General features: G+C 53.9%; 12 protein-coding genes. 7 read left to right on the plus strand and 5 right to left on the minus strand.

Translation table 11 applies throughout. From position 1 onward, the window contains the following. The first annotated feature begins 11 nt into the window (after positions 1-11). The 5 genes from HV243_RS00085 (at position 12) to HV243_RS00105 (ending at position 5,124) form a co-directional block, all read left to right on the plus strand. Positions 12-1,727 carry a solute:sodium symporter family transporter gene (locus HV243_RS00085; RefSeq protein ID WP_046276207.1) on the plus strand — a complete coding sequence of 572 codons (1,716 nt, stop codon included), beginning with the start codon at positions 12-14 and terminating at the stop codon, positions 1,725-1,727. Beyond that, positions 1,724-3,217 carry a sulfatase-like hydrolase/transferase gene (locus HV243_RS00090; protein ID WP_046276199.1) on the plus strand — a complete coding sequence of 498 codons (1,494 nt, stop codon included), beginning with the start codon at positions 1,724-1,726 and terminating at the stop codon, positions 3,215-3,217. The genes HV243_RS00085 and HV243_RS00090 overlap by 4 nt, the downstream gene beginning before the upstream one ends. 98 nt (positions 3,218-3,315) lie before the next feature. Beyond that, positions 3,316-3,663 carry a YidH family protein gene (locus HV243_RS00095; RefSeq protein WP_053389257.1) on the plus strand — a complete coding sequence of 116 codons (348 nt, stop codon included), beginning with the start codon at positions 3,316-3,318 and terminating at the stop codon, positions 3,661-3,663. After that, the gene (locus HV243_RS00100) at positions 3,653-4,015 is read left to right on the plus strand and encodes a DUF202 domain-containing protein (protein ID WP_019078012.1); all 363 of its coding nucleotides are present in this window, start codon (positions 3,653-3,655) and stop codon (positions 4,013-4,015) included. Before HV243_RS00095 ends, HV243_RS00100 begins: the two co-directional genes overlap by 11 nt. Beyond that, a complete protein-coding gene (locus HV243_RS00105) occupies positions 4,012-5,124 on the plus strand; it encodes an anaerobic sulfatase maturase (protein WP_181603899.1) in 1,113 nt (370 codons plus the stop codon). The genes HV243_RS00100 and HV243_RS00105 overlap by 4 nt, the downstream gene beginning before the upstream one ends. A 12-nt stretch (positions 5,125-5,136) precedes the next feature. Here HV243_RS00105 and dsdA read toward each other — a convergent pair whose 3' ends face one another. Then, complete coding sequence (dsdA, locus tag HV243_RS00110) at positions 5,137-6,459, minus strand: D-serine ammonia-lyase (RefSeq protein WP_053389255.1); 1,323 nt, start codon at positions 6,457-6,459, stop codon at positions 5,137-5,139. Between the two features lie 17 nt (positions 6,460-6,476). Beyond that, complete coding sequence (gene dsdX / locus HV243_RS00115; RefSeq protein ID WP_053389254.1) at positions 6,477-7,814, minus strand: D-serine transporter DsdX; 1,338 nt, start codon at positions 7,812-7,814, stop codon at positions 6,477-6,479. A gap of 229 nt (positions 7,815-8,043) precedes the next feature. Between dsdX and dsdC the strand changes: the two genes are divergently transcribed. Together dsdC and HV243_RS00125 are read left to right on the plus strand one after the other, a co-directional pair. Further along, the gene (gene dsdC, locus HV243_RS00120) at positions 8,044-8,970 is read left to right on the plus strand and encodes a DNA-binding transcriptional regulator DsdC (RefSeq protein WP_131351612.1); all 927 of its coding nucleotides are present in this window, start codon (positions 8,044-8,046) and stop codon (positions 8,968-8,970) included. A 78-nt stretch (positions 8,971-9,048) separates the two neighbouring features. Beyond that, positions 9,049-10,131, plus strand: a complete 1,083-nt coding sequence (locus HV243_RS00125; protein WP_053389253.1) for a cellulase family glycosylhydrolase — start codon at positions 9,049-9,051, stop codon at positions 10,129-10,131. On the opposite strand, the gene emrD is transcribed toward HV243_RS00125, so the two are convergent. The 3 genes from emrD to tisB all read right to left on the minus strand — a co-directional run bounded on the left by emrD (position 10,058) and on the right by tisB (position 12,482). After that, positions 10,058-11,242, minus strand: a complete 1,185-nt coding sequence (gene emrD / locus HV243_RS00130) for a multidrug efflux MFS transporter EmrD (protein ID WP_075848952.1) — start codon at positions 11,240-11,242, stop codon at positions 10,058-10,060. The genes HV243_RS00125 and emrD overlap by 74 nt on opposite strands. 193 nt (positions 11,243-11,435) lie before the next feature. Then, positions 11,436-12,269, minus strand: a complete 834-nt coding sequence (locus HV243_RS00135; RefSeq protein ID WP_049042671.1) for a DMT family transporter — start codon at positions 12,267-12,269, stop codon at positions 11,436-11,438. Between the two features lie 123 nt (positions 12,270-12,392). Then, positions 12,393-12,482, minus strand: coding sequence for a type I toxin-antitoxin system toxin TisB (tisB, locus tag HV243_RS00140; protein ID WP_003023909.1), 90 nt, complete (start codon positions 12,480-12,482; stop codon positions 12,393-12,395). Positions 12,483-12,680: the final 198 nt, after the last annotated feature.

A 12,680-nucleotide genomic window follows, 5' to 3' on the forward strand; every position in this document is an offset into this window, starting at 1 on the left:
AGGGCTATGAGATGAATACGCTACAAATTCTGAGCTTTGTGGGCTTTACGCTGCTGGTGGCGCTAATCACCTGGTGGAAGGTACGTAAAACGGATACCGGATCGCAACAAGGGTATTTTCTTGCCGGGCGTTCATTGAAAGCGCCGGTGATTGCCGCGTCATTGATGTTAACTAACCTTTCAACCGAACAGTTGGTTGGTCTGTCTGGTCAGGCTTACAAAAGCGGAATGTCGGTTATGGGTTGGGAAGTCACCTCTGCGGTGACGCTTATCTTTCTGGCGCTGATTTTTCTACCTCGCTATCTGCAACGTGGTATCGCTACGATCCCAGATTTTCTGGAAGAGCGTTACGATAAAACCACGCGAATCATTATCGACTTTTGCTTTCTTATTGCCACTGGCGTCTGCTTCCTGCCGATTGTGCTTTATTCAGGGGCGCTGGCGCTGAATAGCCTTTTTCACATCGGTGAATCGCTGAATATTTCTCAGGGTACAGCAATCTGGTTACTGGTTATTTTGCTGGGCCTTGCCGGGATTATTTATGCGGTGATCGGCGGTTTACGTGCGATGGCGGTGGCCGATTCTATCAATGGTATAGGGCTGGTGATTGGTGGATTGATGGTCCCCGTGTTCGGCCTGATTGCGATGGGAAAAGGCAGTTTTTTACAAGGTGTTGAGCAACTGACCACCGTACATGCGGAGAAATTAAACTCAATTGGTGGAGCGAACGATCCGCTGCCGATAGGTGCAGCCTTTACCGGTTTGATTCTGGTGAATACCTTCTACTGGTGTACTAATCAGGGCATCGTACAACGTACGCTGGCTTCCAAAAGCCTCGCCGAAGGCCAGAAAGGAGCATTGCTCACAGCGGTATTGAAAATGCTCGATCCACTGGTGCTGGTATTACCAGGTTTAATTGCTTTTCATCTATACCAGGATCTGCCAAAGGCGGATATGGCATATCCGACACTGGTAAATAACGTGCTTCCTGTCCCTTTGGTGGGGTTTTTCGGTGCCGTTTTATTCGGCGCGGTAATCAGTACATTCAATGGATTTTTAAACAGCGCCAGTACCTTATTTAGCATGGGAATATATCGGCGGATTATTAATCAACACGCCCAACCGGAACAGCTGGTTCGGGTTGGGCGTAAGTTCGGATTCTTTATCGCGGTAATTTCCGTGCTGGTAGCACCGTGGATCGCTAATGCACCGGAAGGACTCTACAGCTGGATGAAACAGCTCAACGGTATTTATAACGTGCCGTTGGTGACCATCATCATCATGGGATTCTTTTTCCCGCGCATTCCTGCGCTGGCAGCGAAAGTCGCTATGGGACTCGGTATCGTCAGCTACATCACCATTAATTATCTGGTGAAGTTCGACTTTCACTTCCTTTACGTACTGGCCTGTACCTTCTGCATCAACGTGGTGGTGATGCTGGTTATCGGCATTATCAAGCCGCGTGCGACGCCGTTTAAATTCCATGATGCTTTTGCGGTAGACATGAAGCCGTGGAAAAACGCCAAACTTGCCTCTGTCGGTATCCTGACCGCGATGCTCGGCGTCTATGCTGGACTGGCGCAGTTTGGAGGGTACAACACCCAATGGCTGACGATTCTCTGCTACTCAATTACGGCGGCAGTGATGATGTATTTAATTTACAGCACCTGGCAGACGCGTCGTTTGGCCACTGCACTTTCTGTCTCTGACGCTAAGGATAAAGCATGACCCGCCCTAATTTCCTGTTCATTATGACTGATACTCAGGCGACCAATATGGTCGGCTGTTATAGTGGTAAGTCGCTGAATACCAATAACATTGATAGCCTGGCGGCGGAAGGTATTCGCTTCAATTCTGCTTATACCTGCTCACCGGTGTGCACTCCGGCCCGCGCTGGGCTGTTTACCGGGATTTATGCCAACCAGTCCGGCCCGTGGACCAATAACGTCGCGCCGGGGAAAAATATCTCCACCATGGGACGCTATTTTAAGGATGCGGGCTATCACACCTGCTACATCGGCAAGTGGCATCTCGACGGGCACGATTACTTTGGTACCGGCGAGTGCCCGCCCGAATGGGATGCTGACTACTGGTATGACGGGGCAAATTACCTCGCGGAACTGACGGACAAAGAGATCGGTTTGTGGCGTAACGGTCTGAACAGCGTGGAGGATTTGCTGGCTAACAATATCAATGAAACCTTTACCTGGGCGCACCGCATCAGTAACCGGGCGATTGATTTCCTCCGCCACCCTGCACGTGATGAAGAACCCTTCCTGATGGTAGTTTCCTACGACGAGCCGCATCACCCGTTTACCTGTCCCGTGGAGTATCTGCAGAAATATCAGGATTTTTATTATGACCTGGGGATGAAGGCGCACGACTCTTTGAGTAACAAACCTGAACATCATCGTCTTTGGTCTGAAGCGATGCCTTCGCCGGTAGGTGATGATGGGCGCTATCACCATCCGCTCTATTTTGCCTGCAACGACTTTGTCGATGACCAGATTGGCCGGGTTATTAATACCTTAACGCCCATGCAGCGGGACAACACCTGGGTCATTTACACCTCCGATCATGGCGAGATGATGGGGGCGCATAAGCTCATCAGTAAGGGGGCAGCGATGTATGACGACATCACGCGAATTCCGCTGATTATGCGCTCGCCTCAGGGAGAATCCATGCAGGTAGACACGCCGGTCAGCCATATCGATCTGCTGCCGACGATGATGGCGCTGGCGGGTATTGAGAAGCCACAAATCCTGCCGGGTGAAAACATCCTTACCGTTGAAAAACCACGCGGTGTGATGGTGGAGTTCAATCGTTATGAGATTGAACATGACAGTTTTGGCGGATTTATACCGGTACGTTGCTGGGTGACGGATGACTGGAAGCTGGTGCTGAACCTGTTTACCAGTGATGAGCTTTACGACAGACGAAACGATCCCGATGAGCTACACAACCAGATAGATTCGCCGCAATTAGCCGATGTTCGCTGCCAGATGCACGACGCGCTGCTGGACTATATGGATAAAATCCGCGATCCATTCCGCACCTATCAGTGGAGTTTACGTCCCTGGCGTCCTGACGCCGTACCGCGCTGGATGGGCGCTTTTCGCCCGCGCCCGCAAGACGGCTATTCTCCGGTGGTACGCGATTACGACACCGGTTTACCAACCCAGGGCGTAAAAGTGGAGGAGAAAAAGCAGAAGTTCTGACTACAATGCCAATTGGCGCAGATACTCATATTTGCACTTACCTGTCGGCCGGATAAGGCATTAGCCGCCATCCGGCAATGACAGCCAGAGGAGTTTGAATGAAAATTTCCCGCCTTGGAGAAGCCCCGGATTACCGCTTCTCACTGGCAAATGAGCGTACCTTTCTGGCGTGGATCCGTACCGCGCTGGGGTTTCTGGCGGCGGGGGTTGGTCTCGACCAACTGGCTCCGGATTTTGCCACGCCGGTAATTCGTGAGCTTTTGGCGCTGTTGCTGTGCCTGTTTGCCGGTGGTCTGGCGATTTATGGCTACCTGCGCTGGCTGCGTAATGAGAGGGCGATGCGCCTGAAAGAGGATTTGCCCTATACCCATAGCCTGTTAATCGTCAGTCTGATTTTGTTTATTGTCGCGGTGATTGTCATGGGACTGGTGCTGTATGCCGGATAGCCGTAAGTCGCGACGTATCGCCGATCCGGGGTTACAACCGGAGCGAACATCGCTGGCCTGGTTTCGTACGCTTCTGGGTTATGGCGCGCTAATGGCGTTGGCGCTGAAGCACAACTGGCATCAGGCGGGCTTCCTGTTTTGGGTTTCAATTGTGGTGCTGGCGATGGTGGCGATCGTTCTGTGGCGCTATACCCGCAGCCGTAATCTGATGGATGTTACGCATAGCGATTTTTCTGAATCTCGCGCGGTGCGTGACAAATTTATGATCTCCCTCGCGGTGTTATCCCTCGCAATACTGTTTGCTGTAACGCATGTCCGCCAACTTATTGCGTTTATCGGGAATTTAGCATGACAGGATGTCAGGTCATGGCCAAACCAGCCAGCTCTCGTTGTAACTTGGATTGTCGTTACTGTTTTTACATCGATAAACCCACTCAACCCGAAATGGATGACGCCACCTTAGAGACGTTTATTCGTCAGCATATCACCGCACAGCCGGGGGCTGACGTGATGTTCGCCTGGCAGGGCGGAGAGCCAACCCTCTGTGGCATCGACTTTTTTCGCCGCGTAGTGACGTTGCAAAAACAGTACGGGGAAGGGAAGAAAATCCATAACGCGTTCCAGACCAACGGGATTTTGCTCAACGACGAATGGTGTCAGTTTTTGCACGATAACGGCTGGCTGGTGGGGATTTCGTTGGATGGCCCCGCCGAGTTGCACGATGCTTATCGTGTTAACCGCAGCGGAAAACCGACTAACCATAAGGTGGTGGACGCCATTGCCAGGCTCCGTAAGCATCAGGTGGAGTTCAATCTGCTGGTAGTGGTTAATTCTCTGAACAGCCAGCAACCTGAGTTGATGTATCGCTACCTTCGCCAGCTTGGCACACCTTTTTTGCAGTTCATTCCGCTGGTTGAATATGATGAAGACGGCGAGCTTACCGCCGAATCCGTCCCGCCTCAGGAGTGGGGAACCTTCCTGAATTCCGTCTTTGATATCTGGGTCAGAGAAGATATTGGCCGCGTATTCGTCCAGTTATTTGATTCAACTCTGGGCGTATGGTGCGGACACCCGGCGCAGATGTGTTCGCTAAGCTCCACCTGCGGACATGCTTTTGCTCTGGAAGCGAATGGCGATTTGTATCAGTGCGATCACTATGTCGACCCAGATTTTCGCCTGGGTAATATTCATCGCACGTCGTTGAGTGAGCTCAACGCCAGCCCGTGGGCAGCGGCGTTTGGTCAGTCCAAGAGAACCACGCTGAGCGCGGAATGCCAGGCGTGTTCGCTATTACGCTTTTGCTATGGCGATTGTCCAAAGCATCGCGACAGCAGTGGAAAGAGTGCGATTTGCGGCGGATACAGCGCTTTCTTCAATCATACCGCGCCGCATATGCGCGTGATGCGTGACCTTCTGAAGCAACATCGCTCACCGATGGAACTGATGGCGATGCTGCGTTAAGTTCAGCGGCGTTTAACGTCCTTTGGCCAGATACTGCGCCATTTCGGCTTCCGGCACCATGCCGCCGCCGGTCGCCCACACCAGGTGGGTGGCGTTATTGAGCTGCTCCGCGCTGAAGCCGTGCATTTGCTGATAGTCAGCAGAAGCGCAAACGTGCTGCGGACCGGCCATCCCGGCCAGCGCCGACGGCTCAAGGTGAATGCCTTCTTCCTGCGCCAGCCAGCCCAGCATGTCGTACATAGTCTGATCGTCCAGGGTGTACAGACCGTCGAGCAGACGTTCCATTGCCCGGCCAACAAAGCCGGACGCGCGGCCCACCGCCAGCCCATCTGCCGCTGTCAGGTTATCGATGCCAATGTCCTGCACAGAAATCGTATCGTGCAGCCCGGTATAAATCCCCAGCAGCATGCACGGTGAATGGGTCGGTTCTGCGAAGAAGCAGTGCACGTTATCGCCGAATGCCAGCTTCAGGCCAAAAGCCACCCCGCCAGGCCCACCGCCGACGCCGCACGGCAGGTAAACAAACAGCGGATGGTCGGCATCCACCACGCGCCCCTGCTGCGCGAACTGCGCCTTCAGACGCTCGCCGGCGACCGCATAACCTAAAAACAGCGTGCGGGAATTTTCATCATCGATAAAGAAACAGTTCGGATCGGACTGTGCCGCCTTACGGCCCTGCTCAACCGCCACGCCATAATCTTCTTCATACTCCACGACCGTCACACCGTGGCTGCGCAGTTTGGCTTTTTTCCATGCGCGAGCGTCGGCAGACATATGAACAGTTACCTTAAAGCCGATACGGGCGCTCATAATGCCGATCGACATCCCAAGGTTGCCAGTGGAGCCTACGGCGATGCTGTACTGACTGAAGAACTGTTTAAACTCAGGCGAAAGCAGAATGCTGTAATCGTCTTGTGTGGTCAGCAGACCGGCTTCCAGCGCCAGTTTTTCCGCGTGGGTTAGCACTTCATAAATACCGCCTCGCGCTTTAATTGAGCCGGAAATCGGTAGATGGCTGTCTTTCTTCAGCAGAATTTCGCCGTTGATGCGCTGCCCATACTCTTTTTCCAGCCGCTTTTGCATCGCCGGGATCGCGGCCAGTTCAGATTCGATAATGCCGCCGGTGGCTGCGGTTTCCGGGAATGCCTGCGCCAGATACGGCGCGAAGCGCGTCAGACGAGCGTGGGCATCCTGAACATCGTGCTCTGTCAGGCCAACATACGGTAAACCTTCCGCAAGAGAGGTAGTGCCAGGGTTAAACCAGGTCGTCTCCTTGAGAGCGACCAGATCTTCCACTAAAGGATGCTGGGCGATAAGTGTTTGAATGTTTTCCATAGTCAGTCTCTTTGCGCTTAGATAATAAAGGAAAGCAGGAATGTGCAAACCAGTGCAATAACGGACGCGATAAATGTCGCGGTCGTATAATATTTGAACGTCTCATTTAGGGTGGCGCCGCAGTACTGCTTCACCAGCCAGAAGAGGGAATCGGTGACGATCGTGCAGCCAATCGCGCCGGAACCGATGGCAATGGCGATGATCTCCGGGCTAACGTTGGGGTAGAGCGGCAGCATCGGGGCCACGATTGCCGTCGCGCCCATCATCGCCACCGTGGCAGAGCCCACCGCAGCATGCAGGATTAACGCCACCAGCCAAGCCAGCAGAATCGGGTGCATATGCATGTTCGAGAGGATCAGCGCGAGGGTATCCGCCAGTCCGCTGCTCTTGAGGATAGCGTTGAATGCGCCGCCTGCGCCGATAATCAGCAAAATGTTAGCAATGGAGCCAAAACCGTTTTCGGTGTGGGTCAGCAGCGCACCCATGCCAATGTGCTGACGCAGACCGAGAATGTAATAGGCCACGAAAACGGCAATAAACATCGCGGTGATCGGGTTACCAATAAACTCCAACAACGTATAAGCCGTGCTGCCTTTCGCCATGTTCAGCTCAGCGACGGTTTTTACCAGCATCAGGCCAATCGGCAGCAGTACGGTAAACAGCGTAGCGCCCAGCGATGGCAGCGTACTTTCGTCGCGCACCTTGAGGTCGGAAAACTCAGCCGGAACCGGTTTAAACGGCAGACGGTTACCGAGGAATTTCAGATACAGCGGACCGCCGATCAGCGAGGCCATTAAGCCCACCAGTAAGCCGTAGACAATCACGGTGCCAATGTCCGCGCCCAGCTTGTTCGCCACGAACAGGGCGGCTGGATGCGGCGGCACGACGCAGTGTACTGCCATCAGCGCTGTACATAACGGAATCGCCAGCTTCAGTAGCGAGGTATTGGTTTTTTTGGCAATTGAAAAGGCCAGAGGAATCAACAGCACTACGCCGACTTCAACAAACAGCGTGATCCCGCAAATCAGCCCGACCAGTACCATAATGACGTCAGCGGAAAGCCAGCGACAGCGCTGTAGCGTCAGGCCGATGCGTTCGGCCGCGCCGGATACTTCCATCATTTTGCCAAGAATGGTCCCAAGACCGATAACCGCGGCGAGGAAGCCCAGCGTACCGCCGATGCCACTCTCAATGGCATTGACCATATCCAGCGGCCCCATACCCATCATCGTACCCACGAAGAAGCTGGCTAACAGCAGCGCCAGAAACGGGTGGAATTTGAACTTCACGATGGTCAAAACGATTAACACGATGCTTATCAGCAGCGTGCTCACAACCCAGATTTGAGAGTGCATAACTCACCTTGCCCTGTGATTAATATAGGGTTATTGGACAAAAATAAGGCATGGTCTGACAAACGATATAAATCCCCTTTCACATGAACCAGATTGCATCAAGTAGGTGATTTACGTCTAATTACGCTTTGTTTATGCGATATGGTTCACCTTGATTCATCTTCGTGCTGATTTTTGCAGCGAACTTTTTTACACTCCGGCGAATGAATCAGGAGGACAGGAGGTGAACATGGATCCCTTACGCGAGGTCAGAAATCGGCTGCTCAACGGCTGGCAGTTGTCAAAGCTGTATACCTTTGAAGTGGCGGCCCGACATCAGTCGTTTGCGCTGGCGGCAGGTGAGCTGTCATTAAGCCCCAGCGCTGTCAGCCATCGCATTAATCAGCTGGAAGATGAGCTGGGTATTCAGCTGTTTGTTCGTTCGCATCGTAAAGTGGAACTCACCCACGAAGGCAAGCGGGTGTTCTGGGCGCTGAAATCATCGCTGGATACGCTGAATCAGGAAATCCTTGATATTAAAAATCAGGAGTTGTCCGGGACGCTCACCGTCTACTCACGGCCTTCTATCGCTCAGTGCTGGCTGGTTCCGGCGCTCGGCGACTTTACCCGTCGCTATCCGTCGATTTCGCTGACCATGCTGACCGGGAACGACAACGTCAATCTGCAGCGTGCCGGGGTCGATCTGGCTATCTATTTTGACGACGCACCCTCCGCGCAGCTCACGCACCACTTCCTGATGGATGAAGAGATCCTGCCGGTATGCAGCCCGGACTACGCTCGCCGCCATGACCTTACCGTTTCGATGGTGAATTTACCGCACTGTACGTTGCTGCATGACAGACAGGCGTGGAGTAACGACTCCGGGACCGATGAATGGCACAGTTGGGCGCAGCATTTTTCGGTGAATCTGCCGACATCGTCGGGAATTGGTTTCGATCGTTCTGATTTGGCGGTGATTGCGGCGATGAATCATATCGGCGTGGCGATGGGCCGAAAGCGGCTGGTGCAAAAACGCCTCGACAGCGGAGAGCTGGTTGCGCCTTTTGGCGATATGGCGCTGAAATGCCATCAGCACTACTACATCACCACCCTGCCTGGCAGACAGTGGCCGAAAATCGAGGCGTTTATTCGCTGGCTTCAGGAACAGGTTAAATAAGCGGGCCGCGAATATTTTTTACGCTTTCTCGCTACACGCAAAGTGAAAAAGCATGCTAAATACGTGATATCACTCCTGATGATTTGCGTAAGGACGACCGTGTTAAAGCCGATTGTTTCCCTTTTACTGTTAGCCAGCGCCACCGTGTGTGCCGCGCAACCTGTGCTGACCGCGGCGCAGTATGCGCAGCAGCTTGGCGTTGGGATGGACGTAGACTGGGCGCGCACCGATCGGGGTATCCGTGAATTCGATCCGCTGGTGGTGCGGGATTACAGGGCTAAAGGGTTAACCCACGTGCGTATTCGCGTGGCGGGAGAGCCCACGGAGGCGCGGCTTATACATCTGCGCAAGCTGGTGGAAGCCTGCGAGCAGTATGGCGTGATCCCGATAATTGCCTATCAGGCTGACGAATATAAAAAAGATCCCAGTACCGGTAACGAAAAAGAGGTGGTTAACTGGTGGGTGGCGGTGGCGCATTACTTTGGTCAAAGCTCGCCGTTGCTGGGTTTCGACCTGATATACGAACCCTCTGATAAGCTCAACCATAATCAGGTGTCGCTCAATCGGGTGTATGACAAAACCATTCGTACTGTCCATGCCATCGACCCGCAGCGGATGATTTTTATCGCGCCGCGACTACGCGCCGCGCCGGAAGATTTGCCTGACCTGAAACTGCCGCCGCAAAGTCAGAATACCGTGCTGGCTCAATGGCATATTTTTCCGTGGGGGCCGCTGAAAAATAACGGTAAATATCCGTGGACCTCAGGCACAGCGGCAGAAAAGGCCGCTATTCGCGCCCGTATCAATACCGCCCTTCACTGGCAGCAGAAAACGGGTCATGTCAGTTGGGTGGGAGGCTGGTCGCCAGGAGAAACCATCAGGAACGCGCCTTCTGCCTCGCAAATGGCGTTTGCCCAATTTATGGCGTGCGAACTGAAAAAAGCGAAAATTCCCTATGCTATCAATGCGGATACGCAGTTTTATGATGGCGAGGAAGGCGCCTGGCGTCCGGCGCTGGAGCCGTTACTTACGACGATGATCGTGCCTGAATGCGAAAAGCCCGGCGATAAGCCGGGCCATCATACGCTTAAACCGCCTGCCCCTGATGCGACACGCGTGACGCCAGCGGAAGCCAGCAAACAAAAATCAACAGTCCCATAAGGGTCATCAGCAGGCCCAGACTGGCTTGCCCGGTCTGCGGCAGCATTGCAGAAAACCACGCCAGCACGCCGGAACCAATATTCTGTAATCCCCCAACCAGCGCACCGGCAGTGCCTGCCAGGAATGGGAAAGGCTCCATTGCGCCACTGGTTGCCAGCGGAAACAGCATCCCGGCACCGAAGAAAAATAGTGCGGCGGGAACCAGCAGCGTCCAGACGTTCATCACGTCAAACAGGCCCGGGATCCACATCATTAAACCGGCTACCAGACAGCAGATAACCGACTGCCACATCAGCGTCGAGAAACGCTTATTCGGGCGACCGGCGAACCAGGCGCCGAAAAATGCCGCCGGGATGGGCAGAATAAACAGGATACTGACCACCATGCTGCTTAAACCGAGCCTTGCGCCCAACAATACCCCGGAGCAGGCCTCGAAGACCGCAACGCCCGCCAGGCCGCCGATCAGCATCAGCACGTAACAGGTGAAAGAACTGTTACCAAACAGCGTTTTATAGCTGGCGATAAGGCGTGGACGCGGTGCGCCCGCAGGACGCGTTTCCGGCATCCAGCGCGCCATGCTAAACGTGACGCCCGCGCACAGAACCAGCAGGAAAATGTAACAGGCGCGCCAGTTCCACAAGGTATCCAGCATGCCGCCAATCAGCGGGGCCAGCAGCGGACTCACCAGAATCCCCATGTTTAACAAACTATTCGCGTGGCGCAGCTGCGTGCCTTCGTACAGATCGCGCGGTAAGGTTCGCGCCATTACACCGCCGACGCCTGTGCCCATGCCCTGGATTGCACTGGCGATAATCAGTACCGTCAGGCTGTGGGTGGTAATCGCGACCAGCGTGGCCAGCATAAAAATAGACATTCCGGCGAGGATCACCGGACGGCGGCCAACGCGATCGGAAAGTGGGCCGTAAAACAGTTGTGACAGGCCGTATGTCAGCAGGTAGGCGGCCATTACGCTTTGCACCGCTCCTTCGCGAACGTTCAGTTCACGCGCCATATCAGCAATAGCGGGGATATAAATGGTTTGCGCCATCTGACCTACCGCCACCAGTAATACCAACATCAACAACAAATTGACGCTTCTATGCCTTTTCATTTCGCTGATTACTTTTAAAAAAGAGAAAAAAGAAGAATAAGGTGCTGTACTTTCCCGTAAATGCGCGTGGAATCTACCACAACAGAAAAAGAAGGCCAGATAGTGGGCTGGAATGTTTACGCGATGAACGGCAGGAAATGTAAACAAAAAGCGGCAACAAATGTTGCCGGATTGCATCGGCTTTACGGCGCGATCATGACAAGCGAAGTAAGACAGCGCCTACGGCAATACCGGCGGCCGCGACAAGGCGTATTCCGGCAACCTTTTCTTTCAGCAGTAGCCAGGCGAGCAGAGCGCCAAACAGAATGGAGGTTTCACGCAGCGCTGCGACCACCGCCAACGGAGCCTGGGTCATGGCCCACAGCGCCAGACCGTAAGAACCCATCGTACCAATCCCGCCCAGAATACCTTTCTTCCACTGCTGTACCAGATAGCGTGACGCTTCCCGGCGCCGGGCGATCATCGCCCAGCCCAGCAGACAGGAACCGTTCAGAAAGAAGGTCCACAGCGTATAACCGAGCGCGGTTTCTGATAAGCGTACGCCGGTGCCATCAACCAGCGTGTAGCCGGCGATAAAGCAGGCGTTAATGAGCGCCAGTACGATCCCGCGTTGTGAGCTGCTGCGTCCGTTAAATGCCATGCCGAGAATGGCCAGACAGATCGTAGCAATCCCCACCCAGGCAAACACAGACAGGCTATCGCCAAGGAACAAGACGCTGATAATCGCAACCAGCAGCGGTGCTGTCCCACGCATCAGAGGATAGGTCTGACTCATATCCGAAACCTGATAGGTTTTGGCGACCAGGACCGTATACACCACTTGCAACGCGGTTGAGATGGCCAAAAACGGCAGGCTGGCGGTGGAAGGCTGAGGCGCGAAGGGTAAGCAGATCAGTGCCATAATCGCCGCGGAGCCGCTGACGCCAATCGCCGAGTACAGTTTATCGTTTCCAGCTTTAACAATGGCATTCCAACTGGCGTGCAGCAGTGCGGCGAACAGCAAAATGCAGAAAACAGAAAGCGTCATGGTGGCGTTCTTCCCTGAGAATGTCATAAAAACGTAACATATTGGCGCGAGACAAGCACCAGGGAGAAGGTGAAAGGGGAGCGGAGTGTTACCCGCTCCCCTTAGGTGCGACTTGAATCCGAATTACTTAACGTATTTCAGAACGGCATCAAGTAGTTGCAGTGCTGCAACAATGAGTTTGAGGATAAGAATAGCGATATCCACGAGGCTCATACGCTCTCCTTTTGGTACAAGGAGCACGGTGCTGACGTACCTCGCCGCTGCCTGTTGCCAGCACCTTTGTTGACATAACACAGTGTGCTCACACGGGGGTTAAGGCGCTGACGGCACCACCCGTTTCAGCCAGGACTTTGATGCGCCGGTTTACGATGCGGCCCCCGCATAACACATTGCGTACCGAGACATTATATA

Source organism: Citrobacter sp. RHBSTW-00599, from assembly GCF_013784065.1.
In the GTDB taxonomy this organism is placed as follows: domain Bacteria; phylum Pseudomonadota; class Gammaproteobacteria; order Enterobacterales; family Enterobacteriaceae; genus Citrobacter; species Citrobacter braakii.

Coding starts and splice junctions, on each gene's coding strand:
- HV243_RS00085 (WP_046276207.1), top strand. CDS start 12: ATGAATACGCTACAAATTCTGAGCTTTGTGGGCTTTACGCTGCTGGTG.
- HV243_RS00090 (WP_046276199.1), top strand. CDS start 1,724: ATGACCCGCCCTAATTTCCTGTTCATTATGACTGATACTCAGGCGACC.
- HV243_RS00095 (WP_053389257.1), top strand. CDS start 3,316: ATGAAAATTTCCCGCCTTGGAGAAGCCCCGGATTACCGCTTCTCACTG.
- HV243_RS00100 (WP_019078012.1), top strand. CDS start 3,653: ATGCCGGATAGCCGTAAGTCGCGACGTATCGCCGATCCGGGGTTACAA.
- HV243_RS00105 (WP_181603899.1), top strand. CDS start 4,012: ATGACAGGATGTCAGGTCATGGCCAAACCAGCCAGCTCTCGTTGTAAC.
- dsdA (WP_053389255.1), bottom strand. CDS start 6,459: ATGGAAAACATTCAAACACTTATCGCCCAGCATCCTTTAGTGGAAGAT.
- dsdX (WP_053389254.1), bottom strand. CDS start 7,814: ATGCACTCTCAAATCTGGGTTGTGAGCACGCTGCTGATAAGCATCGTG.
- dsdC (WP_131351612.1), top strand. CDS start 8,044: ATGGATCCCTTACGCGAGGTCAGAAATCGGCTGCTCAACGGCTGGCAG.
- HV243_RS00125 (WP_053389253.1), top strand. CDS start 9,049: ATGATTTGCGTAAGGACGACCGTGTTAAAGCCGATTGTTTCCCTTTTA.
- emrD (WP_075848952.1), bottom strand. CDS start 11,242: ATGAAAAGGCATAGAAGCGTCAATTTGTTGTTGATGTTGGTATTACTG.
- HV243_RS00135 (WP_049042671.1), bottom strand. CDS start 12,269: ATGACGCTTTCTGTTTTCTGCATTTTGCTGTTCGCCGCACTGCTGCAC.
- tisB (WP_003023909.1), bottom strand. CDS start 12,482: ATGAGCCTCGTGGATATCGCTATTCTTATCCTCAAACTCATTGTTGCA.